Annotated in this window: 22 protein-coding genes, 1 tRNA gene and 1 pseudogene; 11 read left to right on the top strand and 13 right to left on the bottom strand. The window is 58.8% G+C overall.

Translation table 11 applies throughout. The features are described 5' to 3' along the window. Positions 1-171 precede the first annotated feature (171 nt). Positions 172-519 (bottom strand): DMT family protein, encoded by a 348-nt coding sequence (locus tag LH464_RS16670; RefSeq protein WP_255648435.1) that lies wholly within the window; start codon positions 517-519, stop codon positions 172-174. A gap of 292 nt (positions 520-811) precedes the next feature. On the opposite strand from LH464_RS16670, the gene LH464_RS16665 reads away from it, so the two are divergent. Beyond that, positions 812-2,014 (top strand): CynX/NimT family MFS transporter, encoded by a 1,203-nt coding sequence (locus tag LH464_RS16665; RefSeq protein ID WP_226787577.1) that lies wholly within the window; start codon positions 812-814, stop codon positions 2,012-2,014. Positions 2,015-2,020: 6 nt separating this feature from the next. Here LH464_RS16665 and LH464_RS16660 read toward each other — a convergent pair whose 3' ends face one another. After that, positions 2,021-2,908: an ABC transporter permease gene (locus LH464_RS16660; protein WP_226787524.1), complete on the bottom strand. Its 888-nt coding sequence runs from the start codon at positions 2,906-2,908 to the stop codon at positions 2,021-2,023. An 87-nt stretch (positions 2,909-2,995) separates the two neighbouring features. After that, complete coding sequence (locus LH464_RS16655; RefSeq protein ID WP_226787523.1) at positions 2,996-3,997, bottom strand: ABC transporter substrate-binding protein; 1,002 nt, start codon at positions 3,995-3,997, stop codon at positions 2,996-2,998. Positions 3,998-4,297: 300 nt separating this feature from the next. Here LH464_RS16655 and osmF point away from each other — a divergent pair, with 300 nt between their 5' ends. The 5 genes from osmF to LH464_RS16630 all read left to right on the top strand — a co-directional run bounded on the left by osmF (position 4,298) and on the right by LH464_RS16630 (position 9,208). Next, positions 4,298-5,209 (top strand): glycine betaine ABC transporter substrate-binding protein OsmF, encoded by a 912-nt coding sequence (gene osmF, locus LH464_RS16650; protein WP_226787522.1) that lies wholly within the window; start codon positions 4,298-4,300, stop codon positions 5,207-5,209. A gap of 63 nt (positions 5,210-5,272) precedes the next feature. After that, positions 5,273-6,436, top strand: a complete 1,164-nt coding sequence (locus LH464_RS16645) for an ABC transporter permease (protein WP_226787521.1) — start codon at positions 5,273-5,275, stop codon at positions 6,434-6,436. After that, on the top strand, positions 6,433-7,365 hold the full coding sequence (locus LH464_RS16640) for an ABC transporter ATP-binding protein (RefSeq protein WP_226787520.1): 933 nt from the start codon (positions 6,433-6,435) through the stop codon (positions 7,363-7,365). Before LH464_RS16645 ends, LH464_RS16640 begins: the two co-directional genes overlap by 4 nt. After that, a complete protein-coding gene (locus LH464_RS16635; RefSeq protein ID WP_226787519.1) occupies positions 7,362-8,096 on the top strand; it encodes an ABC transporter permease in 735 nt (244 codons plus the stop codon). Before LH464_RS16640 ends, LH464_RS16635 begins: the two co-directional genes overlap by 4 nt. Positions 8,097-8,149: 53 nt before the next feature. Continuing rightward, positions 8,150-9,208, top strand: coding sequence for an AI-2E family transporter (locus tag LH464_RS16630; protein ID WP_226787518.1), 1,059 nt, complete (start codon positions 8,150-8,152; stop codon positions 9,206-9,208). Between the two features lie 97 nt (positions 9,209-9,305). Here the strand turns inward: LH464_RS16630 and LH464_RS16625 are convergent, their stop codons facing one another. After that, positions 9,306-9,494: a hypothetical protein gene (locus LH464_RS16625; protein ID WP_226787517.1), complete on the bottom strand. Its 189-nt coding sequence runs from the start codon at positions 9,492-9,494 to the stop codon at positions 9,306-9,308. A gap of 256 nt (positions 9,495-9,750) precedes the next feature. On the opposite strand from LH464_RS16625, the gene LH464_RS16620 reads away from it, so the two are divergent. Beyond that, positions 9,751-9,840: transfer RNA gene (locus LH464_RS16620), tRNA-Ser, on the top strand. Positions 9,841-10,346: 506 nt separating this feature from the next. Here the strand turns inward: LH464_RS16620 and ppk2 are convergent. Together ppk2 and LH464_RS16605 are read right to left on the bottom strand one after the other, a co-directional pair. Further along, complete coding sequence (gene ppk2, locus LH464_RS16610; protein WP_226787576.1) at positions 10,347-11,183, bottom strand: polyphosphate kinase 2; 837 nt, start codon at positions 11,181-11,183, stop codon at positions 10,347-10,349. A gap of 11 nt (positions 11,184-11,194) precedes the next feature. After that, on the bottom strand, positions 11,195-12,916 hold the full coding sequence (locus LH464_RS16605; RefSeq protein WP_226787515.1) for a SulP family inorganic anion transporter: 1,722 nt from the start codon (positions 12,914-12,916) through the stop codon (positions 11,195-11,197). A 747-nt stretch (positions 12,917-13,663) separates the two neighbouring features. On the opposite strand from LH464_RS16605, the gene LH464_RS16600 reads away from it, so the two are divergent. Next, entirely contained in the window at positions 13,664-15,037 is a 1,374-nt protein-coding gene (locus LH464_RS16600) for a DUF3300 domain-containing protein (RefSeq protein WP_226787514.1), read from the top strand. A 154-nt stretch (positions 15,038-15,191) separates the two neighbouring features. On the opposite strand, the gene LH464_RS16595 is transcribed toward LH464_RS16600, so the two are convergent. The 6 genes and pseudogenes from LH464_RS16595 to LH464_RS24875 form a co-directional block, all read right to left on the bottom strand. Next, on the bottom strand, positions 15,192-15,755 hold the full coding sequence (locus LH464_RS16595) for a CYTH domain-containing protein (protein ID WP_226787513.1): 564 nt from the start codon (positions 15,753-15,755) through the stop codon (positions 15,192-15,194). A 50-nt stretch (positions 15,756-15,805) separates the two neighbouring features. Beyond that, positions 15,806-16,273: a hypothetical protein gene (locus tag LH464_RS16590; protein WP_226787512.1), complete on the bottom strand. Its 468-nt coding sequence runs from the start codon at positions 16,271-16,273 to the stop codon at positions 15,806-15,808. Positions 16,274-16,640: 367 nt separating this feature from the next. Continuing rightward, a complete protein-coding gene (locus LH464_RS16585) occupies positions 16,641-17,294 on the bottom strand; it encodes a helix-turn-helix domain-containing protein (RefSeq protein ID WP_226787511.1) in 654 nt (217 codons plus the stop codon). Positions 17,295-17,357: 63 nt separating this feature from the next. Next, positions 17,358-17,987 carry a response regulator FixJ gene (gene fixJ / locus LH464_RS16580; protein WP_226787510.1) on the bottom strand — a complete coding sequence of 210 codons (630 nt, stop codon included), beginning with the start codon at positions 17,985-17,987 and terminating at the stop codon, positions 17,358-17,360. Further along, the gene (locus LH464_RS16575) at positions 17,977-18,861 is read right to left on the bottom strand and encodes a sensor histidine kinase (RefSeq protein ID WP_226787575.1); all 885 of its coding nucleotides are present in this window, start codon (positions 18,859-18,861) and stop codon (positions 17,977-17,979) included. The genes fixJ and LH464_RS16575 overlap by 11 nt, the downstream gene beginning before the upstream one ends. Positions 18,862-18,930: 69 nt before the next feature. Then, positions 18,931-19,119 (bottom strand): annotated as a pseudogene (locus LH464_RS24875) (PAS domain-containing protein); the annotation flags it as partial. A gap of 854 nt (positions 19,120-19,973) precedes the next feature. On the opposite strand from LH464_RS24875, the gene LH464_RS16560 reads away from it, so the two are divergent. The 3 genes from LH464_RS16560 to arcC are packed head-to-tail and all read left to right on the top strand — an operon-like array spanning position 19,974 to position 23,186. Further along, positions 19,974-21,203: an arginine deiminase gene (locus tag LH464_RS16560; protein WP_226787508.1), complete on the top strand. Its 1,230-nt coding sequence runs from the start codon at positions 19,974-19,976 to the stop codon at positions 21,201-21,203. Between the two features lie 38 nt (positions 21,204-21,241). Then, a complete protein-coding gene (locus LH464_RS16555) occupies positions 21,242-22,246 on the top strand; it encodes an ornithine carbamoyltransferase (RefSeq protein WP_226787507.1) in 1,005 nt (334 codons plus the stop codon). 1 nt (position 22,247) lies between these two features. Further along, positions 22,248-23,186: a carbamate kinase gene (gene arcC, locus LH464_RS16550; RefSeq protein WP_226787506.1), complete on the top strand. Its 939-nt coding sequence runs from the start codon at positions 22,248-22,250 to the stop codon at positions 23,184-23,186. A 22-nt stretch (positions 23,187-23,208) separates the two neighbouring features. Here arcC and LH464_RS16545 read toward each other — a convergent pair whose 3' ends face one another. After that, complete coding sequence (locus LH464_RS16545; RefSeq protein ID WP_226787505.1) at positions 23,209-24,579, bottom strand: amino acid permease; 1,371 nt, start codon at positions 24,577-24,579, stop codon at positions 23,209-23,211. Between the last annotated feature and the right edge of the window lie 247 nt (positions 24,580-24,826).

The raw sequence follows: 24,826 nt of genomic DNA, 5'->3' as shown, positions 1-24,826 counted from the left end.
GGCATGGTGAATTGTCTCTAGAACAATCCTTCAAGGAAATGAAGGCATCCGCATGCAAAAGCGCCGCGACTTCGGAGTTGTTTCGTCCGATCCGCGCAAAAATGGTCTGCGTCATGCCCTGTCAGCAAGCCGGTGGCATGGAACGGAAAGCTCCATGCCGGGCTACAGGCGCTATTTTGAGAAGATGAAGAAGGCGCCCAGCGCGATGAAGGCAAACCCCACCCCCTGTTTCCAGTGAAACGCCTCGCCGAGGTAGAATACCGAGAAGACCACGAAAACGGACAGAGTGATGATTTCCTGGATGGTCTTCAACTGGGCTGCGTTGAAGTAGCCGTGCCCGATGCGGTTGGCGGGCACCTGGAAGCAATATTCCAGCAGCGCGATGCCCCAGCTTACCAGGATGACGAGGTAAAGCGCTTCGGTCTTGAACTTCAGATGGCCATACCAGGCAAAGGTCATGAAGATGTTGGACAGGACAAGCAGGCCGACGGTGACGAAGGGGATGGCAGTGGGGGACATGGACGGGGGGATTCCGGTGAGTGCAATACGCAACCGCAATCACGTCCCGCCGCGAAATACAAGAGGATCGCAATCTCGCTTTACAACAGATGAAGCGTACCGCCGGGGAGCCATCTGATATTGTTTCCATTGTTCCCACCTGATAGCAGCTCATTTCGGTATGCATGGCCCGAACGTGTTTCCGGTGACACCGGCGGACAACCAGTAAGGCAAGTCACGGATTTCCGTCGTGGATGATCTCTCTCATCGCGCCGACAAGGCGGATCGCGGCCTCCAAGGGGTTGCGGGCGGCGTGGATGCCAAGCGGTCGCCAATCTCGCGCCTGCTGCTTGGTGCGAGCCTTGTCCTCATAGCCTTCAACCTTCGCCCGGTTTTCTCGAGCGTCTCGGCACTTCTGCCGGAAATCCGTTCCGAGCTCGGCCTTGGCGACATCGGCGCCGGTTTTCTGACGACGCTGCCGGTCGTATGCCTCGGCGCCTTTTCGCCACTTGCGCCGCGCCTGGCGCAGCGAATCGGAACAGAGCGGACGCTCCTTCTGGTGGTCCTGCTCCTGGCGTTCGGCACGGCACTTCGCGGGCTTCCTTACGTCCCCATGCTGTTTCTCGGGACGGCGATCGCAGGCGCCTGCATTGCGGTCAGCAACGTGCTCTTGCCCGGTCTGGTGAAACGTGACTTTCCGGACCGTATGGCACTCCTGACAGGCCTCTACACGATGGCCCTGTGCGGCGGTGCTGCGGCCGCCGCCGGACTGACACTCCCGATCAAGCAAGCCTTGGGCGGCTCGCTCGGCGCAACTCTTGCCGTGTGGGCCGTACCCGCGGCAATCGCAGCTTTAATCTGGCTGCCGCAGGTAACCGGGGCGGCCCACAAGGGGGGACGGAGCAGCAAACGCGTTGTCGGCCTCTGGAGGGACAGGCTTGCGTGGCAGGTCACGCTCTTCATGGGGCTTCAGTCCGCTCTCGCATACTGCGTCTTCGGCTGGCTGGTTCCGATCCTGCGCGAGAGAGGGCTCGACGGAATAGCCGCCGGCGGTATCGTCTCGGTTTCTGTGATGGTCCAGGCTGCCGCCTGCCTGGTGATACCGCATATCTCCGTGAGGGGCAGGGATCAGAGTATCATCAATGCGGTGCTCTGCGTCATCTCCGTGGGCGCCCTGCTGGGCCTGCTGTTCGCGCCCTTGTCAACGGTATGGATCTGGGCCGTGTTGCAGGGTATCGGGCAGGGCGGCTTGATCGCCGCAGCGATGACCAACATCGTCCTGCGGTCGCGAGATCCACTGGTCGCCTCGCACCTTTCCGGCATGGCCCAATGTGTCGGCTACCTGCTTGCCTCCATAGGTCCTTTGATTGTTGGCCTGATCAGAGGCTGGACGGGAAGTTTTGCCGCCACGTCCGTCTTGTTCGTCGCTCTTGGCGTTGGCGCCGCGATCAACGGCTGGCTCGCCGGTCGGGCCCGGTACGTGAATGTTGGGGTGATAGACACGACCGACGACTAGTTGCCCCTATCCGTGGACGATCTCCAGGTGACGCTGGAGCCGTTTTCCGTAGGCCTGGCTGATCCGGTCGAAGATGATCGCGATCCCGACAATGGCGAGACCGTTGAAGACGCCGAGCGTGAAATATTGGTTGGAGATTGCCCTCAGCACCGGTTGTCCGAGCCCTTGAACCCCGATCATGGACGCAATGACCACCATGGCGAGTGCCATCATGATCGTCTGGTTGATGCCGGCCATGATCGTCGGAAGCGCCAGCGGCATCTGAACGTCCTTGAGCTTTTGCCAGCTCGATGACCCGAAGGCGTCGGCAGCTTCCAGCACGTCCCGGTCGACCAGGCGGATGCCGAGATTGGTCAGCCTTATCATCGGCGGAAGTGCGTAGATCACCACCGCGATCAAGCCAGGCACCTTGCCTATACCGAGCAGCATCACGACCGGTATCAGATAGACGAAGCTTGGCATGGTTTGCATGACGTCAAGCACCGGATTGATGATGCTCTGCAATCGGTTGGAGCGGGACATCGCGATGCCGATCGGTATGCCGATGACGATCGACAGCACGGTGCAGACGAAGATCATCGAGATTGTCTTCATCGTATCGTCCCACATGTCGAACCAGCCGATGAGCAGGAGTGTGATGACGCAGCCAATGACGATCTTCCAACTACGGCTGGCAAACCAGGCAATCAACGCGATGACGATCAGTATGATCGGCCATGGGGTGCGCGTGAGGAGCCGCTCCGAATAGATCAGGAAGAACTGCAATGGCTCGAAAAACGATTCGATCGTATCGCCATAAGCGCGCGTGAAAGAGCGGAATCCATCGTCGATGGACTTTTTCAGGTCGCGCAACATGCCGTCGTTCATATGCGGGAAACGGGTCAACCAGTCCATGACGGTCCTCCGATAGAGCCAGAGCGTCTGAATGACCGACAAGATCAAGGACCGGTGATGCGCCGCAGCACCGGTCCGCACATCTGTTTAGAGTGCAGCCTTGATCTTTTCGGCGACTTCAGGCGAGACCCAGGTGGTCCAGATGTCCTCGTTTTCCTTGAGGAAGTGCTTTGCGCCGTCCTCGCCGGTCGCCTGGTTGTCGGTCATCCAGGCCATCAGTGCATTGACCGTCGCATTGCTCCAGGCACGCTTGTTGAGATAGTCCATCACGTCCGGACCGGCGCGATCGGCAAAGCTCTTGGTGAGCATGGTCTGGACGGTATCCTTGGGCCAGTCGTTCTTCTTCGGATCGGGGCAGTCCGCGACCGTATTGCAGCGCTTCCACTCCGCCGCGTCGTAAGGCACGCCGTGCTCGATCTTCACCATCTCGTACTTGCCGAGGAGAGCGGTGGGCGCCCAGTAATACCCGACCCAGCCCTGCTTGCTTTCGTAGGCCTTGGAGATCGAGCCGTCCAAACCGGCCGCAGACCCGGTATCGACCAACGTGAACCCGGCATCTTCGCCGCCAAAGGCCTTGAAGAGTTGCGCCGTCGCGACCGTGCCGCCCCAGCCGGCCGGGCCATTATGGATCGCGCCCTTGGACTTATCCTCCGGATCGGGAAACAGTTCCGGATGTTTCAGCACATCCTCTATGGTCTTGACCTCGGGATTGGCATCCGCGAGATATTTCGGGATCCACCATCCCTGGACTGCTCCGTCGGACAGGGCAACTGCTGCACCCACGAGCTTGCCTTCGGACACGCCGCGCCCGACGATTTCGGGCAGCAGGTCGATCCAGCCTTCCGGTGCAAGGTCGGGCTCACCCTTTTCCACCATGGAGGTGAGGGTAGGCACTGTGTCGCCGACGATAATTTCGGCGTTGCAGCCGAAGCCTTCATTGAGGACGAGTTGATCGAGGGCAGCAAGCACTTCGGCGCTCTGCCAGTTCATGCTGGCGATGGTGACGTCACCGCATTCGGCCAGTGAGGCACTGGCGCCGAAGGTCACGAAGCCTAAGGCGAGACATGTGGAAGCAAGCAGCTTTTTCATTTAATGTTCCCCTGGTTATAAGCGTCCGGCGGGCGGATTTCTGGCGACGTTTCCTCCACGTCACCAACATGCTCAATGCGAAAGGGTCTTTTTGCCCTTTATGCTCTCCAGTTTTGCAGGGTTGTGCGCCAGCACTGTCTTGTTTGCGCCGGCCCCTTTCCGATTTCCGTCACCATTCCGTCGCCGATGCGTCAGAAAAATGGGAGGCCGCATTCTCCCCTTGCGGGAGGACTGCCCCATATACGAGTGCCAAGGCACGGAAAGTCATGGTGCCGGGGATCAAGACGGAGGGTCAGAACCATGCATGTTCTAAGGAAAGTTGCGGCCGTGGCGGTCGCCTGCGCATTTTCTGCCGGTGTCGCCAATGCCCAGGTGGTGGTGTCATCCAAGATCGACACCGAGGGTGGGGTGTTGGGCAACATCATCCTGAGTATTCTCAATGCCAACGGCATTGCGACGACGGACCGCTTGCAACTGGGAGCGACACCCGTCGTTCGTACGGCGATCACCGCCGGAGAAATCGATATCTACCCGGAGTACACCGGCAACGCTGCCTACTTCTTCGAAAAGGCGGACGACCCGGCCTGGAAGAATGCAGCGCAGGCATATGAACAGGCAAAAACGCTCGACTACGATGCCAACAAGATCGTGTGGCTGACGCCGTCACCGGCCAACAATACCTGGGCGATCGCTCTCCGGAAGGATGTCGCGGATGAAAACAGTCTCGCGACCCTTACCGATTTCGGCAAGTATGTCGCCGGGGGCGGCGAGGTTGTGCTTGCCGCATCGTCAGAATTCGTGAACTCGGCCGCCGCCCTGCCTGCGTTCCAGACGACCTATGGCTTCAAGATGAAACCGGAGCAGCTCATCACGCTTTCGGGCGGTGATACCGCGGCCACTATCGCCGCCGCCGCCAACCAGACCAACGGCGCCAATGCGGCAATGGTCTATGGTACGGATGGCGGCATTGCGCCCTCGGGACTCGTGGTTCTCGAGGACGACAAGGGCGTCCAGCCCGTGTACCAGCCGGCGCCGATCATCCGGGAAGATGCGCTCAAGCAGCATCCGGAGATCGCCGATCTGCTCAAGCCGGTATTTGAAAAGCTGGACCTGGTGACGCTCCAGGGTCTGAATGGCCGTGTTCAACTTGGCGGAGAGCCCGCCAAGACGGTTGCCGAGGATTTCCTGAAGAAGAACGGCTTGCTGAAGTAGTTGTTTGACGGCTCCCTGAATGGCAAGTTGACGGCCTCCGGGGAATTGCGGTGGGGACGCCATTTGACTTTTCGCCCAGACAAGCTTGGCGTCGCCATAGCCCTTCTTGCGGTCTATGGGGCATTGTCTCCCTTCGCGACGATGCGGGCTAACCGCATCGTCCGTGGCGAGTCACTCGGAATGCTTTCGGCCCTGCCGACGTGGGCAGGATGGCTTCTTGCTTTTACGGTTCTGGGGGCTGCATCCGTCGCCCTTTCAAGAAGCCCCGCGGTCGCCAGGTTCCTGGCGGCTGCACTGGCGCTGGCCATGCTCATCGTCTGCGTCGGACTGTCCGGGACGTTTCTGGCGCCCGCCGACAACGCCTATGCGCGGATCTCGCCCGCGTCCGGGTTCTGGTTGCTGCTTTTCACCTTCTCCCTTCTGGCGACCGATTCGATCACCCGCATGCGGCCAAGTCCCGTCCTGCGGCTCGTGTATCTGGCCACCGCAGTGGGTCTCGTATACCTCACCCTTGTGTCCGGTATCTGGGACGGCCTTTCCGTCATGAAGGAATATTCCGCACGTGCGGATGTCTTCTGGACGGAGGCGTCCCGTCACCTGGCTCTGGCGCTGGGTTCCCTTTTCGCCGCTATGTTGGCGGGCTTGCCTCTCGGCGTGCTCTGCGAGCGCGTCCCGGCGCTACGGGCAGGGGTCCTCAACACGCTCAATCTCATCCAGACCATACCGTCCATTGCGCTTTTTGGCATTCTGATAGGGCCGCTCGGCTGGGTGGCGGTCAATGTGCCGGGGGCGTCGGCGATCGGCATCCGCGGAATCGGCATGGCGCCGGCCTTCGTGGCACTGTTCCTCTATTCCCTCCTGCCAGTTGTCGCCAACACGGTGGCTGGACTGAATGGGGTGCCGGGGGCCACGCGGGAGGCGGCCCGGGGGATCGGGATGACCTCGGCGCAGCGTCTTTTCCGGGTGGAACTCCCGCTCGCACTGCCCGTGATCCTGACCGGTATCCGAATAGTTCTGGTCCAGAACATCGGGCTTGCCACCATCGCCGCCCTGATTGGCGGTGGAGGCTTCGGCACCTTCGTCTTCCAGGGACTCGGGCAGACCGCGACCGATCTCGTGTTGCTGGGAGCCTTGCCGACGGTGGCGCTGGCCTTTGTCTCCGCGGTCATTCTCGATGCGCTGATCGAAATGAACAGAACTGTTGCCGTGAACAAGAGGGCCGCATGATCGAGATCGAATCCGTCTCAAAGCTCTATGACGGAAGACCAGTGGTCGATGATGTCTCCATGGTCGTCGAGCCACGTAGTATCGCCGTCATCGTCGGGACGTCTGGGTCGGGAAAGACGACGCTGCTGCGGATGATCAACCGATTGGTCGAGGGGGATGCCGGTGCAATCCGCCTGGATGGCGCTGACAATCGCTCGATCGCCGGTTACGAGTTGAGGCGCCGCATCGGTTACGCGATACAGGGGCATGGACTGTTTCCGCACAAGACAGTGGCTGACAATATCGCCACGGTCCCGACTTTGCTCGGCTGGGACAGGCCGCGCGTAAACGACAAGGTGAGGGAGCTCCTGTCGTTGTTCCAGCTCGATCCGGACGTGTTCGGGACACGTTACCCGCACGAACTGTCCGGCGGCGAACAGCAGCGCGTCGGTGTGGCGCGGGCGCTTGCCGCCGAACCCAATGTCCTGTTGATGGACGAGCCGTTTGGAGCTCTCGATCCGATCATCCGTGCCAAGGCGCAGGAAGACCTGCTCGCCATACAGAAGCATTTCTCCACGACGATCATCCTCGTTACCCATGACATGGAGGAGGCATTTCGGCTCGCCGACAAGATCGCGGTGATGGATGGCGGGCGGCTCCTGCAATACGGTCGGCCGGACGAGCTCATTCGACAGCCGGCAACGCCGTTCGTAGAAGCCTTGATCGGAGCAAGCGAGCGCCCCTTCCGCATACTTTCGCTCAAAACCGTGGGAGAGGCGGTGGAGCCGGGTGGTGCGGACGGACCGCCCTTGCCGGAACAAACGAGCCAAAAGGACGCGCTGGCGCAGATGATGTGGACAGGGCGCCATGCGATGCCAGTCGTCACGGCGGAGGGCAATCCAATCGGCCGCGTGACGTTGGATGGTTTGATGAAGCGGGCCGAAGCATGAGCAAGGGGATACCCCATGTCCTGCGCGCCGGCTTGCTTGCGCTGCTCCTTGCATTTCTACTCACGCCACAGACATTCGAGCCACTGTTGAAACCGCTTGTGCAAGCCAATGCGCCGGCAATCTACAATCAAGGCAGCCTGCTTTCTCTGACGATCCAGCACCTCACGATCGTCCTTGTCGCGACGCTTGCCGCGACGATCGTGGCGGTCAGTCTGGCAATCCTCGTCAGCCGCCCGATCGGTGCGGAATTTCTTCCCCTGTCCCGCAGCCTCGTCAATATAGGGCAGACCTTTCCACCCGTGGCAGTGCTGGCACTTGCGGTGCCGGTGCTGGGCTTCGGTGAGAAGCCCACGTTGGTCGCGCTCTTTCTCTATGGACTTCTGCCGATCTTCGAGAACACACTGACCGGCCTGACGACGCTGCCGCCAGCTGTGATGGAAGCGGCGCGCGGCACGGGAATGACCGGCTTGCAAAGGCTGCTAAAGATAGAAGTTCCTCTGGCCATGCCTGTCATTCTTGCCGGCATACGCCTTTCAGTGGTCATCAGCCTGGCGACTGCAACCATAGGATCGACGGTAGCGGCCAAGACGCTCGGGGAGGTCATCATCGCGGGCCTGCAGACAAACAATCTTGCTTTCGTCTTGCAAGGCGGTCTGATCGTCGGGGCGCTGGCTATGCTGATTTATGACGGGCTTTCTGCCGTCGAGCAGCGTCTGTCGACCAGGGCATGAGGAGGGAATTCCATGCAGCACGTGCCGATTTGTCCGCGAAAAGGAAGGTGCCCATGCTATCGCAGCGTGTAAGTTTCTATGTGTTGCTCGCCCTGGTGACGCTGGCATTCGTCGCAATCGTGCTGCCGTTCTATTCGGCGATCTTCTGGGCGGTGGTGTTCGCGATTATCTTCTTTCCCCTGCATTCGAGGCTGGAAGCCGCTCTTGGTAACCGCCGCAATACGGCAGCCCTCCTCTCGGTGGCCATCTGCGTGTGCCTGGTCATCATTCCCGGCATGATCATCCTGAGCTCGCTCGTGCGCGAGGCGAACAATCTCTACCAACAGATCGATACGGGACAGATCGATATTCGTCGGCTGCTTCAGCAGTTGCAGGATGCGCTGCCGGCGTTCATGCAGAAATGGCTGCAATCGCTCGAGCTTTCCGGCTTCGCGGAACTACGCGAGCGCCTGTCCTCGGCGATCATGGAAGGCGGGCGCTTCTTTGCCGGGCGCGCACTCACCTTCGGACAAAACACGTTGCAGTTCTTCGTGGCCTTCGGTGTGATGCTCTATCTGATGTTCTTCCTCTTCCGGGACGGCCGCTGGCTTGCAAAGACGATCAGGCGCGCTTCACCGCTCAGTGACGCCCATACACGGCTTTTCACATCGAAGTTCGCATCGGTGGTGCGGGCAAGCGTTCGCGGCAACATCATTATCGCTCTGGTGCAGGGAGCCATCGGCGGCGTCACATTCTGGGCGCTGGGCGTGGCGCCGGCAATGTTGTTGGGTGTGCTGATGTCGTTCCTGTCGCTGCTCCCGGCAGTGGGAGCGGCCGTGGTCTGGGTGCCGGCCGCTCTCTATCTCGCATTGATGGGGTACTGGCTGAAGGCGGCAATACTGGTTGCGGTCGGGGTCCTGGTCATCGGCTTGGTTGACAACCTACTGCGGCCGCCGCTGGTGGGCAAGGAGACCAAATTGCCTGACTACGTTGTGTTGATCTCGACGATCGGGGGTCTCTCGCTGCTGGGTATCAACGGGTTCGTCATCGGCCCGCTGGTCGCCGCACTGTTTATCTCTGCATGGAGTACCTTCGCAGACGAGCAGGGCTCATTGGGAAGTCCCGGGCACTAAGTCCTGGCTCCATCGTGGCCTTATCCATCGTGGCTTTGCGATGCCCGAGAACGGGCACCGCCCTATCTCCTGTTCATCTCTGCAACCCGAAACCGCTTCACCTGAACTTCGGAGGGCGCGCAGACATGTTGGTCGCCAGCTCGTGCATCGACGCTCGCTTTCCGAGCAGCTGAAGCATTCGCTTTGCCTCCTTCGGGCTCAACCCATGCTTCTGGCAGGTGGCTTCGACGCAGTGGTCGCGGGGCGGGCCGGGCGCCCTGATTTGACGATTGCCGATCTGTTTCATCACCGTCTCCTCCCAAGATCAGGAGGCGCTCATATACGGCCGACGTCAAGAGAAAATAGAACTGCCGCCGTTCTCGCGAAGCCACCGCCAGGACAAGCGTGTTTCACATCCGAAGCCGCGGTGAGGAGTCATGAACGACGGAATCATCACGCTTCAGGTGCGCGCTGCAGTTGACGCTGTGAGAGCCAAACGCTAAAGCCCTTTCGTCTGTCAATCATCGCGGCGACACTCGAATGAGCTGTCTGGCGATGACGTTGGAAGAGTGTCCGAGTGGTTTAAGGAACCGGTCTTGAAAACCGGCGTGCGGGAGACCGTACCGTGGGTTCGAATCCCACCTCTTCCGCCACAAGCCCATATTCTGAACTCCATGCCTCCCGAAGAGTTATTGAGCGTGCCTAAGGGCCTGATCTTTACCTAAGTCGCCTGCGAAAACTGAAGCTATGGTGCCTTTTCGGCCGGCAAGTCGTGAGCTTGGCCGGATTCTCGCAGCTCTTGCAGCGTCCTTCCTTCGCAATTGCCTCCGCCATCGCTTCCAATTGCCGCTGCGCGTCCCTTTATGGAGATCGTGCCAGCAATCCTGTCCGATGCCACGTAGGTTGCGACGCCGTCTGGTCCTATCCTCGAAAAATAGTACGCGTGGTAGGTGTCCTTGAACTTGCAAGCGATCACGATTGGAAACTGAGAAAACGGGTTGTCTTGCGCCAGAACCGGCGCAGTGGGGAAAAGTTGAAGCGACGCCGCTGTTATCGAGAAAATGAACAACGACCTGGCCAACCGCGTGTGTACTCGATGATAGGGCATTAGCTGATCCTCCCCGGACTCCATGTGCCGTCTCACTGCAAAGCGCATATCTTACTGGGTCACATCCGGAACGATGTTGCGGATACTCTGGTCTTCAACGTAACTCGACGGCCGCTTCTGTCTTTTTCCGAGATCCGGGACATCGAATTTCACGCGTTCGTACGGGATAGAGCCAAGGATGTGTGAAATGCAGTTGATCCTGGCTCGCTTCTTGTCGTCGGAAGGCACAATCCACCAGGGGGCGTGGCTGCTATCGGTCATGCGCAACATCACATCATAGGCGCGTGAGTAGTCCCACCAGCGTTGATAGGATTCAACATCCATGGGGCTGAGCTTCCACTGCCGGAGCGGGTCATCGATCCTGCGCTTGAAACGCCGCCCCTGTTCCTCTTCGCTGACCGTGAGGAAGTATTTGAGGAGGACGATACCGCTTTCAACGATAGCCGCTTCGAAGCGGGGGGCCAGCTCGATAAACCGATCGGCCTTCTTGTCGCTGCAAAAGCCCATGACCCGATCGACGCCCGCGCGATTGTACCAGCTACGGTCGAAGATAACGACCTCGCCGGCGGCCGGTAGATGGGCGATGTACCGTTGCATGTAGATCTGCGATTTCTCGCGATCGGTGGGAGCTGGAAGAGCTGCTACTCGAAAGACGCGCGGGCTTACCTTTTCGGTAATGCGCTTGATCATACCCCCTTTGCCCGCAGCGTCGCGTCCCTCGAACACGATAACGATCCGGGCACCGGATTTCTTCACCCACGCCTGAAGGTGGGCCAATTCTACCTGCAGGCGGTGAAGCTCCTTGTCGTAGTCAAACGACTTCTTCTTTCGCTTTTCCTTGCCGTCCACTGTTTCGATTTCGTTCTTTGGATCGTACATCTCGTCCATAACGTCCTCCATCATGTTGTCCGGCTCACGTTTATTGGCGCGCGCCACATCTCCGCGGTTCCGCCGCTCAGGGCCTGCAGCGCTTCTTCGCGATCGTTGAAAAGATTTTGGACGCCCATGGCTCTAATGACGCCGGCACGGTCCAGAATGTCCCGGCTCTCTTCATTGAGATCCGCAATCGCGATGAGGATATCCCGCTCGGCAAGGCTTTGAACAACGTCATCGAGAGCGGCTGCTCCGGTACTGTCGATATGAGCGATGGCGCCGGCGTCAAGCACAAGGCACCGGGTAGACTCCGGGAGTTCCTTGGCGACGGTCATCAACCGCATCCTGACATGGTCGGCGCTGTAAAACAGAATATTGCCGCGTATCGTGAAAATGGACACGCCTTCGAGAGGCTGGGCCTCTGGGAACCGAGCCAGGTCGAAAAGACCCTCTCTTCCTTCGATGCGGCCAAGAAAGCCGTCGTCGGGAAACATCGTCTTGCGGAGCAGGTAGACAAGTGTTGCTGCCACCGCGACGATGACGCCATTCAATACGCCGAAGCTGATGGCTCCCCACATGGCAATCAGTGCGAAAATGAATTCGATGCGACTGATGTTCCAGATCTTTTTCAGCTCACGGACGTCTATGAGGCTGATGGCCGCGCTGACGAGGATGGCTGCGAGCGCGGGTAGGGGCAATATGCGCAGGGCACTATGGAAAAACACAAGAGCCACGATGAGCGCCCCTGCAGAAACCAGCCCGGCTACCTGAGAGACCCCACCGGCGGATAAGTTGATAGCCGTTCGCGAGTCCGAAAAGCTAATTGGAAATGAGCCGAACAGCCCGGGCACGATGTTGGCCGCGCCGAGACCGACAAGTTCCTGGTTGGCGTCCACGTCCTGGCCTGTGCGTGAGCCGAAGCTCCGCGCTGTCACGATGCCTGCACCGAAACTGACGAGAAATACGGCTGCAGAGCCGAGCACGATCTTGTCGAGGGGCAACTGGTGAAGCGCTGGCAGGGAGAACACCGGCAGGCCGCGGGGGATGTCGCCGACGACCGCGATGCCGTTTCCCTCGAAATTGAAAACGGCTGAGAGAACAACGGACACGACAACCACGAGAACCGGGCCGGGAAGCTTGAGATTGAAAGCTTTGACTGCTGACAGCAGCGCAAACATTGACAGGCCGACAGCGAGGGAAGGCAGGTGGATCGAGGCGCTCTTCGCCAGGATTTCGAGAACGGGGGGTAGCAGCCCGTCCGATTCGATCTTGACGCCGGTCAGGCGGCCGATCTGGCCGACCAAAATCGAAAGTGACACGCCTGCGAAAAAGCCGACGAGGATGGGGCGGGAGAGAAAGCTTGCCAGGACCCCAAGCCGCAGCAGTTTCGCCACGATGCAGAAGAGGCCGACCCCCAGCGCCAGCGACGAGGCGATAGCGACCCGATCGATGCCTGCTGCTGCGGGCTCAGCAGCAATGATGGCTGCCATGGCGGCGGCGAGAACAGTCATTGTTGCCGCGTCTGGGCCGACGACCAGCAGGCGGGATGGGCCGAAGATCGCATAGGCGATAGGAGCGACAATGCTGGCGTAGATGCCTGTCTCCGGCGGCAGGCCGGCAATGGCTGGATAGGCGATGGCGCTCGGCAGGCCGACTGCGGCTATAGACAACCCGGCCGGAATATCCTTCCGAAGCCAGTCTCGACCAAAACCAGAGAGACCCCGCGGCAGCGGTAGTTTGCCTGTCACTTCGCGCTCCTTTGACTACTCCTGTCATGTGTCCGATCGGTGGTTGGAAATATTCATGCTGCTCCACGATGCCGAGTGTGGCGAAGGATGACGGGGGGCACTGCGGTAATGCTGTTGCGCTGATATTTGCGGTCTGCCGTCCGCATGAGCCTGAACTGCGCGGCCGGGACTGTGGGCGCTGTCAAGGTGAACACGAAACGGGGCGTGACCGTTCTCGAAGCCGTCTTGCAAATCGGTGCGCATACCAATGCGCATGTTGCAAAATGACGTGGAAAGTAGTGGCCGCCCGGAATGCGCCCCTTCGAAAACATCAGCGCGCGCAAGGCAGGATGTTCGAGCAATGCCGCCCCTCCCTGGTCTCGGCCGGTGCAGACCTGGCTGTTGCAGATCTGGCCTTTGCCGATTTCGGAGGAATATTAGGCCAGCGAGACAGTGGATGCCTGTAACATCACGTAGCATCTCGTAAGTTGCGCCATGCAGATAGATTTCCGAACTACAATTGGCTCCGACGGAGCCACTTTGAGGAATGTGCGGGCTTCCGACAGATAACTTGAGACGTGATCGATGCTGGAGCGACGTTTTCTGTTCCATGGATTTTGTCGAAAAGCTCGCAAGAGGATCTCGACGCCGTAACGTAACATCGGCCCATGTTTGCGGCCCACGTCTGCGCTTGATCGAGTGCTGCCTCAGACGTTTGCCGACCTCGCCGAAGCGGAAGTGACCGAACTCGCGCAAGGAGTAATCCCGGTGACAAACTGTAGATCTTTCAAGCTGCTTACGGGCCTGTTGGCCGCCGCGTTCTGGATTCTCCCAGGCTCCGCTGCTGTATCTCAAACGCCCATCCCCATACCGAAGCCTGTCTCGCCGACCAGTGACGAGGCGGAGGCCGATCTGCTTTCGGATGATGAGCTTGAAGTGCTTGTTGCGCCTATCGCTTTGTATCCGGACGAACTGGTTGCTGCCATCTCATCGGCATCGCTCTTTCCCCTGCAGATCGTGGAGGCGGAGCGCTTCCTGAAGTCCAAGGAAAAGAATTCCGATCTCAAGCCCAAAAAGGAATGGGATGGCAGCGTTGTTTCGCTGCTCAATTACCCGGACATCGTCGAAATGATGAGTGATGACCTCGACTGGACACAGTCGCTGGCGGAAGCACTGACCACTCAGCAGAAGGATGTGCTAATTGCCATCCAGCAGCTTCGTGACGAGGCGGTTGCCAAGGATATCATCAAGACGGATGACAAGGTCACGGTTGTTACGGAGAACGAGAACGTCATCATTCGTCCCACAGATCCGCAGAAAGTCTATATCCCGCAATATCCGCCCGAAATGCTTTATGCGGAGGATTATCAACCTGCGCCGATCTCCTACTACCCGGATTACTACGAGAGCTATTATTATCCGGGCGCGACTTTCTTCGCAGGAGCCGTCACAGGGGCCGCCTGGGCCGCTGTCGTCAATTGGGATGACTGGGGGGTATGGGGCGGTGATTGGGACGGCGACGTCGATATCGACTGCAACGACTGCTTCAAGAACCGGGACTTCAACGGCAAAGTCAAATTGAACGATATCGACTGGAACAACGTCGACAGGAGCAAGCTGAATGTCGGAAAGGACCAGCTTGCGAAATTGGATCGCTCGACGATCAAGAACAGCCTGCAGGCCGATAATCGCAACCAGCTGAAGAACAAGGCTGCAGCGGAACGGTCAAGCCGCGGGGTATCGGCACAGAACGCGCGCCCGCGCGCAGAGGATATTCGCAAGAGCACGGTCGAAGGCTTGAAATCCCGCCCGAAACCGCAGGCGAACAATGCAGCGAACCGTCCAAATGCCGACCGGGCCAAAACGCGTCCGAGCCAGGCTGCCAATCGTCCCAACACTAAACCGGCGGCAGGTGCCAAAAAGAAGTCGGGCTCAAAGAAAATGGCTGCTCGCCCTCAGAACCAGCCGCGCCAGAAGAACGCGCTTGGCAATGTACAGTCGGGCCGCCGCGAAGCGGTCGCGTCCAACCGGGGTCGGCATAGCATGGGAGGGGGACAACGTGGGGCGCCGCGCGTGGCCCAACATCACTCTCGTCCCATCCCGCGAGGTGGCGGAGGACGCGGCGGCGGTGGTCGGCGATAGTACGCCGTTCACAATCCTGGCGACAATGACGGGGAGGTGCCCGGTCTCACAGCTGGATGTCGTGTACCGAGATCCCATTGATCTGGACGACGCCGCATCGTGAAATTTGCCTTGATGCGAGGAGTTGCGCGGCCAAGACAACCGATTCAAACGTTCAAGGCACGGTGGTCCGACAGGCATGGGGCATCGGCACGTTCGACCCGGCTTGAGGCTTGCTGACCGAACCCCCGTTGATCCTCCCCATGTCGAAACGAAATTCGGCGGATACTGCGGCCAGCGTGCGATTGGAATATCTCTTGTCGCCGGTTACTTCCGATCCGATCCACCGAGGTAGCGCCGGGCTGTCGCTCTCGCTCGACATTTCGATTTCCGCGATTGTCAGGCCTTCATGAGGACCTTCGAAAACATCCACTTCCCAGATCGAGCCTTGGTGATGAACGTTGTATCGTGTCTTTTCCAATATGCGCCCTGCGGCGTGGGCGAGAAGCTCCTGCGCCTCCTCAACGGGGATTTCGTACTCATACTCCTGCCTGCACAGTCCGTGCCTGCGTAGCTTGATGGCCAGCCGCCCGGTTATGCCATCGACGATCCGCACCCGCACCGAGTTTGCGCCGCGGGACGCAAGATACCCCTGCAAAAACTGGTGCGAATCCGTGATTTCGCCTCGCCACGCGTCGTTGCGGACCAGGAACTTGCGCTCGATCTCGACGGTCTTCATGAGAGTCCCTCGCAAGGTTGTGCTGGGCGCCGACCGGAGTGTGATGAAGACTATTCCAACGGACGTTCCCATGTCAGGAAGAATCCGACATCTCCGGGCATGCCGTCCGGAAAATTGATGATCGCCGCCTTTAGGCCATAGCCTTGCGGCTTCGCTATCTGCTTAAAGAGCTCGTAGAGCTCTTTCGCCTTGCCCTCCAGCGTGTCCTGCCAGCCGTCAAGGTTGTTGTTGATGGCGCGGCCGCTGTCCGAGCAGAAGCTGGAAGGGAAACTGTAGATCATAGCCTCGAACTTTCCGTCCGTAGCGGCCTTCATCACCAGCCGCTTTATCACGGCGCGTTCATGCTCTCCGATGTGCTTCTTGAAAAAGTCATCAACGAATTCGGCATGTTTCTTGGCGTCGAGTGCCTTGATCTTGTCTTCTCTCTCCATTTCCTGGAGCTGAAGCTCAAGCGCTTGCTTGCGCAGCTCCTGAGCACTCATCATGGATCCCGAAGGGGGTGTCTCGGTCACAGTCATTGCCGCTCCTCCAACATTCTCCTGTAAGCTGTATGCGAGCCGCATTTGGCAACAACATAGGCGCCCCTTCAAGTAACTTACGGTAACTTGCGCTTTGTCGTGGCCCAATAAATATCCGGGTGCGATCTCCCACTCGATATGTGTTCGAACTATCCCGGGCGTTCCATGCAAGGTAGAAAATGGTTGCGTTGGCTGACCAGCCGGCTGACGGATCAGGCACTTTCTTGCGGCCCCTTTCGCCTTCTTACCAAGGCCCTTTCCCACGCCAGGCTTGAACGCTTTTGGTGTATGCGCATTGGTGTATGGCGATCAGAAAGTATCAACGGATCGGGTGCTCCGTGGCCTTCCTGTAGAAACGAACTCCTGTCTATAGACTGGCGACGATCAGCCTTGAGGGGTCGAGGATACGAACCCGTCGATGAAGTCGCCCGTCGAGACGAATGATCCGGCGTGAACTCAGCCTGGTAAAAGCGCGAGCTACGGATTCAACCGTCAGCCCCAGGTAGTCCGCAATATCCGCCCGAGACATCAGAAGCTCGAATTCGGGTCCGCCACCGGCGCTCTTGCACGCTTCTTCCTCGATAAAGCCTGCGACACGCGCCACGGCGGTCGGACGCACGATGAGCGACTGTCGCACGTAGGCGAAACTCAGGTTGCGCAGACATAGGTCCAGCAGGCTAACAGGCAAAGGCATGGATCCCGACGTGGAGAACGGACGCAGGCGGGTTTCACAGATTGCCTCCGCATAGTCTTCGTGGTGGCCACTGGCCTCAAGTCCGAACCACTCACCCGCACTGTGGAACGCCAATATATTCCGGCATCCGCTCGGCGAGACTCGATAAACGCGCACCGCTCCCGTATCGATCCTGTATATCTTCATCGCCTTGTCACCCCGCCTATAGATGACATCGCCCGCGAAGAACGTCCTGGTGCCAACCGGTCCAAAACTGCTCGTACTGGGGACCGTAACGGGATTGAGCCGCTTGAAGTCCTGTTCCGCGACATAGCTCGTAGCTGTCATGTGGAGATCCTCCCCAGTGAACCACTACGAAATGTCGGAGGGTAGGGGAATCGGGAACGACCACTAAGGGTTTATACGGGGGCGCGCCACGCCGTTGTAACTCAATACCATGCGGACCAAGTCGGCAATATTGTGGGCTCCCATCTTAGCCATCATGTTGGCGCGGTGGACTTCCACCGTTCTCGCACTGATGCCTAAATCGAAGGCGATAGCCTTATTCTGAAGCCCCTCGACGACACCCGCCAAAACCTGTTGTTCACGTTCCGTCAGTTGACGAAGCCGCGCCTTGACCGTGTTCCGTTCAGCGGTGGTCGCGATTGGATCACCTTGTGAGGCAACTCGGTTTATCGCGCGGATAAGGACGTCGTCCTTGAAGGGTTTCTCGATAAAGTCGGCAGCGCCCGCCTTCATGGCTTGGACGGCCATGGAGACGTCGCCGTGGCACGTAATGATAATGGTGGGGATCTCTATGTCCAGCGCACGCAACCGCAGAAGGAGATCAATACCATTGATCTGCGGCATCCTGAGGTCTGTCACCAGGCATGCCTTTTCAGGCAATGGCAGCAAGGCGAGAAACGTAAGAGCGGATTCGTATGCGCAAACGGAATAGCCGGCTGACGCCAGTAGAAACGTCAAAGATTTGCGAAATGTCTCATCGTCGTCCACGACATGGACAATCACATCATTTGGCATCTGGCCTCTCCAAGAGGGGGAGCGTGAACGAAAAGATCGATCCCACCCCGGCACCCGGCCGAGCCGATATGTTCCCCCCATGCGCTTCTATGATGCGCTTTGACATTGCCAAGCCTACGCCAATACCGCGCGGCTTATTGCTAACGAATGGGTGAAACAGAGTTTCGTCCCATTCGATTCCAGCTCCCGTGTCGGATATCTCCACGACAATGGTGTCATCAGTCCCGTTTTTTGTTGAGATACGTAAATTCCGACGCTGCGCACCTTCCATCGCCTCAACGGCATTTCGAACCAGGTTCATTACGACTTGCTCGATCTGGATCCGGTCGACCAGAACACGGTCGCGCTTTGCCTCCAGGAGATACTCTGTGCTCAATCGAGAAGAACCGGTCCCCAAAAGTGTGATTTCCATCGCCTCGTCGATTAGTTGATGGACGTGCTCCACTGACTTGTCGCCCGCTGTGCGGGCAACGAAGTCTCGGAGACGGTTTATGATATCTCCGGCTCGCAGGGCATGGCGGGTGATTTCTGACAGCACCTCCTGCACCTGCGTGGAGGAAGTGTCGCCAGTGGTGGCCATCAAACGGGTACATCCCTGGGAATAGTTTGCGATCGCTGCAAGCGGCTGCGTAAGCTCATGAGCCAGCGTTGCTGCCATTTCTCCGAGTTCCGTTACACGAGCCATGTGGGCAAGCTCGGCCTGAAGTTGCCGAACCTGATGCACGGAATCCGACTCGCGAGGTAGCTTCTGAAGCATTGCTGAGGTGAAGGGTGCGATCGCGGCCGTGTCTGCTACAAAGGACAAGGCTGCGGGGAAAATCTCTCCGTTCTTCGGCCGGGCAATACCTGTGAGCAACTCGCTGCAGGCGGCCACGTGGGGTTTGGCGTGACGGTCCGTTGCCGTCGCCTGCCAAACGAAATCGACATCTCTGCCAACCAGCTCATGCTCGCTGTAGCCGAAGAATGCCAGCGCCGCTGCATTGCAGGCAGCAATATTTCCGGCTTGATCAAGAAGCAGAAGGGCATTTGGAACGAGATCGAATATCCGCTTGATGTGATGTAGTCGGTCCTGATCCGCGACAAAGGTCGATGTGGGCAGCCGAGGATAGGATTCGTGATGACGGGCGGACATCAGGCCGGCCCTGCCAAGAATGTGGATCGTGGCTGGAAGAACATTTCAACTCCTCCCGACACTGGCCGCCGCCTCACGCCGTCCCTCCGGAACGGGGGTAATGCAGTTGGCGGTTTGGATATGCAGCTAGATTACCACCAGCGTGCGAGTAATTCGCGTAGCATCACGTATTATCTATCGCGCGCAGATTTCCTCGCCTCGGTCCGCGGGTTTCGAACTCAGGGGAGGGTTGGCGGGACTGCCGGCAGATGGCTGGTTGTATGGGGAGGCCTTCCGGTGCTTGGCCTTGATTGATCGTGTTCAATGCCGGAGACGATGACTTCGGATACCTTGCTGGTGCGCGGAATTCCAACGAACGAAACCTGAGAGCAGAAAATGTCTCGTGACCAGCGCGGTTGCCTGATGCCGAACAGCCCTCAAGACGCTCAGGTCGTCGGGCATCAACTAGCGTCGTAGTAAGGGTGTCAGGGATGTGGCAGCCAATCGCCGAAGCTCCTATCGCACAAGATATCGAACTCGCGGTAATCGACGGGGGAGGTGTCCATGCTCTGATATTCCCCTGCAAAAAGAGTTCCAACGGTTGGGTGAATGCCAAGACGGGCGAACTCCTGGATGTTCACCCCACACACTGGCGCATCTGGCGGGACGCACCTCCGCGTAATTTTGACAGCTAGCAACGCAATTGGGTTGCCCGGTCGTCCGTAGATTCAGTGCATAGCCCATTGCTTGCAATCAATGACATCGCCACACAGCCCGGCATAATCCGGCATGTGCGGAGGTACCGGAACGGGCCTTTTTTCTTTGACTCGCCGGCGGCGACGTATCTGGCGACAAACAACGGTGGGGAGAGAGGCGTGCGCGGCTTCGGTGTCCATTCGGAAGTGGGAAAGCTTCGAACCGTCATGGTGTGCAAGCCATCTCTGGCTCATCAGCGTCTGACGCCCGGAAACTGTCATGACCTGCTCTTCGATGATGTCATCTGGGTTCAGGAGGCACAAAGAGACCATCACGACATGGTCCTGAAGATGCAGGAGAGAGGCGTTGAGGTACTAGAGCTCCATGATCTGCTTGGCCAAACGCTCACAGATGTGGCAGCGCGCGATTTCGTTCTCGACCGTCAGGTCACGCCCCACGTACTCGGATCACAGGTCGCAGAAGCGATACGACCTTGGCTTGACGAGATGCCTGCGGTGCAGCTTGCGACTTTCTTGATTGGCGGAATCGCAATAGCCGATCTTCCGGACGGCAAGAGCAAGTCGCTGATGTTGAGTGCCTTGGCGCCGACGGAATTCGTTATCCCGCCTCTTCCAAACACCTTGTTTCAGCGTGATCCGTCCTGCTGGATCTATAACGGCGTCACATGCAACCCCATGTTCTGGCAGGCGAGACGCGCAGAAACCTTGCTCCAGCGTGCCATCTACAAATTCCACCCTGTGTTCCAATCCGGAGATTTTGAGATCTGGTGGGGCGATTCCGACGAGCAGTTCGCGAACGCTTCGATGGAAGGGGGCGACGTGATGCCTATTGGCAACGGAACCGTGCTGATCGGGATGGGAGAGCGCACGACCTATCAGGCCGTCGGGCAACTGGCGCGCGCGCTCTTCAGGAGCAAGGCGGCGACCAGGGTGATCGGGTGCCTGATGCCAAAGAGCCGCGCTGCCATGCATCTCGACACAGTCTTCAGCTTCTGCGATCGCGACCTGGCCACTCTGTTCTCGGAGGTCGTCGATCAGGTCCGCTGCTATAGCATGCATCCGAAGGATGATGATGGAGATTTCGAGGTTCATCCCGAAAAGCAGCCGATGCTTGAGGTCGTCCGCGAAGCACTGGGAATACCGCATTTGCGCACCGTGCAGACGGGAGGCAACTCTTACCAGGCCGAACGCGAGCAGTGGGATGACGGCAACAATGTCGTGGCGCTCGAGCCGGGAGTTGTCGTCGCCTACGACCGCAACACCTACACGAACACCCTTCTTCGCAAGGCGGGTGTTGAGGTCATAACCATTCGCGGGTCCGAACTTGGACGAGGTCGTGGTGGTGGACACTGCATGACGTGCCCCATTTGGCGTGACCCGGCGTACTGACGCGACTTGCCCTGCAACTGACTTTACGGAGTGAGACAATGAGCTTCAATCTGCGCAATCGTTCTCTTCTTACCGTCCAGGATTATACGCCGAGAGAATTCAGGTACCTTCTCGATCTCGCTCGTGACCTGAAGCGCGCCAAGTATGCTCGCACCGAACAGCAGCATCTGAAGGGCAAAGAGATCTGCCTCATCTTCGAGAAGACCTCGACCCGGACACGATGTGCATTCGAGGTCGCCTGCTCCGATCAAGGTGCCAACGTGACATATCTGGATCCGTCAGGCTCGCAGATAGGACACAAGGAGTCCTTCAAGGACACCGCGCGGGTCTTGGGGCGCATGTACGATGCGATTGAATACCGCGGCTCCGCCCAGCACGGAGTGGAAACCCTGGCGCGTTTTGCCGGCGTGCCCGTCTACAATGGACTTACTGACGAGTACCATCCGACGCAGATGCTTGCTGACGTAATGACGATGCGCGAGCACAGCGACAAGCCCGTGGCTGACATCAAATATGCCTATGTAGGCGACACGCGCTCCAACATGGGGCACTCGTTGCTGATCGCCGGCTCCCTGATGGGCATGGATGTGCGCATCTGCGGTCCGAAGTCTCTCTGGCCTGCGGAGGAGTACCTGAAGATCGCCAAGGAGCTGCAGGAGAGGTCCGGAGCGCGTCTCTTGGTCACGGACGATCCCAAGGAGGCAGTTCAAGGCGTGGATTTCGTACACACGGACGTGTGGGTCTCGATGGGTGAACCCAAGGATGTCTGGCGCGAACGCATCAATCTGCTCACGCCGTATCAAGTGAATGGGGATCTAATGAAGGCCACGGGGAATCCTCAGGCAAAGTTCATGCATTGCCTGCCGGCCTTCCATGACACCGAGACGACCTTGGGCAAGCAGATCGAACAGGATTACGGCATGGGTAACGGGCTTGAAGTCACTGACGAAGTCTTCGAGTCCGAGGTCAATATTGCCTTCGAGCAGGCAGAAAATCGTCTGCATACGATCAAGGCGCTGCTGGTGGCCACCCTGGGAGATTGACATGCGTGTGGTGATCGCACTTGGCGGGAACGCGCTTCTTCGGCGTGGAGAGGCAATGACTGCAGATGTTCAAAGGCGGAATACGCGCGTAGCGGCGGAAGCGATTGCACCCCTGGCCGCGGAGCATCAGTTGATAATAACCCATGGCAACGGCCCGCAGGTCGGATTACTCGCCCTTCAAGGAGCGTCTTACAAACCAGACGAGGCCTATCCGCTCGATATCCTGGGTGCCGAAACTGAGGGCATGATCGGGTATATGCTCGAGCAGGAGCTTGGAAATCTGCTGCCTTTCGAACAGCCCCTGGCAACATTGCTGACCATGGTCGAAGTCGATGCCGACGATCCCGGCTTCCTCGATCCCAGCAAGTTTGTCGGTCCCGTCTATGAGCGAGCAGACGCCGATCGTATTCGCGCGGAAAAAGGGTGGGTCTTCAAGCAAGATGGTGAGAAATGGCGGCGGGTCGTTGCTTCGCCTATCCCCAAGCGCATCTTCGAGATCCGCCCCGTAAGGTGGCTGCTGGAACAAGGTACCATCGTTATTTGCGCAGGTGGCGGCGGTATTCCGACGATGTACGAAAAGAACAGCGATCGGAAGCTGATTGGCGTGGAGGCGGTGATCGACAAGGACTTGTGCTCGGAGCTGTTGGCACGAGAACTCGATGCCGATCTCCTCATCATGGCGACCGACGCCCCGGCTGTCTGCGTCGATTGGGGCAAGCCGTCCCAGAAGGCGATCAACAAGGCTCGCCCCGAAGATCTCGAACAGTTCAATTTTCCGGCCGGCTCCATGGGGCCGAAGGTGGATGCGGCTTGCCGTTTTGCTCAGACAACCGGAAAAACGGCAGCAATCGGTGCCCTGGCCGATATTGCAGGTCTCGTCAGTGGTGAGCGCGGTACGGTGATCAACAGCGGCTTTCCCGGGTTGACCTGGCATGCATGACATGGCTGTCGTCCGGAGTTGATCAAGTATTGGAAACGGCAGGGCGAGCATCGGCACCCCCTGCGGCTTGCGTGTCTTCAACCATCGACACGGCAGCATTCCGTCTCTGCCAGACGTAGACGGGGATCCCGAGCATGAGAAGAACCAGACCGTAAAGCACCGGGTCGGCACCCGAGCCGTAAAGCGTGAATATTGCGAAAGCGAATGCGACAAGTTCGACAGCGGTCACCCGTTCCACTTTTTGTCCGTCGGTGACGCGGGCGGCGACAAGGCTTCGGGCAAGCGAGCAGAACGCGTAGGGGACGACGGCCGTCATTGTGCTTAGGCCGACCATCAACCGATAGACGGCCGCAAAACCTTCCGACCCGACAGCCTGGACGACGACCAACAGGGTGGCGAGCGAGGCCGAGACTATCATGCCCACCGCCGGCACGCCGCGTGAGGAAAGCTGTGCGAAGAGTGGCGGAAACAGCCCATCTCGAGCGGCCGCCATCGGAACCTGCCCCATCAGAAGCGTCCAGCCATTGAGGGCGCCAATCGAAGAAAGCACGACCGCGATCGAGATCGCAAGCTCTCCGGCTCGTCCCCACATGATCCTGGCCACATCGGAAAAGGGGGCGACGGAATGCACGAGTTGCTCCCGGGGAACGATGCCCATGACCACAACCGTGCCGAGCACATAAAGAGCCGCGGCGATGGAGATGCCGAGCACCGTTGAACGCGGGATTGTACGCCGTGCGTCGCGGACATCGCCCGCGGGGACAGTTGCGGATTCCAGTCCGAGGTAAGCAAACATGGTCAACGGCGCCAAAGCTGCAACGGACTGGAACAGTGGCTGGCCGCTGGGATTGAATTCGGAAAAATGCGACATGTCGATGAAAAACAGTCCGACGATGGCAACCGCACCGAACGGAATGAGCTTGGCATAGGTCGTGATCTGGGAAAAAAGGCCTGCCGCATGAACACCACGAAGGTTCACAAGCACGACCGTCCAAATCACCCCGAGCGTCAGCATGGTTGCGGCAAAGCGGTTTCCAAACGTGGGAACGAGATCGACTACCACTCCCGCGAAGGCTATCGCGATGACGGGGAGTGATGTCCAGATGGAAATCCAGTAACCCCAGGCGATCAGGAACCCCGCAAAGTCACCATAGGCCAGCCGTGTGTACGCGTAGGGTCCACCGACGGCAGGCACCAGGCTGGCAAGTCGCGCGAATGTCAGGCCAAGACAGATCGCGCCCAGTCCCATGACGATCCAGACGATGATCGCAAGATTTCCGTAAGGGGCGACCGCTGCAGGCGAAAGGTAGAAACCGGAACCTACCATGTTACCGACCACGATGGCGGTACATGCGGCTAATCCCAGACTTTTGCCGTTCGGCGACGTGGTCATGAATCCGCCTCCGAGACTTGTCTCCCAGGTGCTGCTGGCCAACCTTTCAGGCGCGCCATCTTCCATCCAAGGAATGAGCGTCGCAATCCGGTTTAATGCGTAGACAGAGATCGCCTGGACGTCTTCCCGGTCCGCGAGAATAGGAGCCTGCGCACCGTTCGGGACGCCTCATCGGTTACGTTGATTGCAATCAACGACGACGCCTTACCCAGAGTGTAGGATTACCAATCTGAGACGCACGAGGCAG

Origin of the sequence: Pseudorhizobium xiangyangii (assembly GCF_020531965.1) — a bacterium.
Classification (GTDB): Bacteria; Pseudomonadota; Alphaproteobacteria; order Rhizobiales; family Rhizobiaceae; genus Neorhizobium; species Neorhizobium xiangyangii.
Note: the sequence above shows the minus strand (reverse complement) of the source record. Positions and strands in the feature narration are given on the sequence as shown.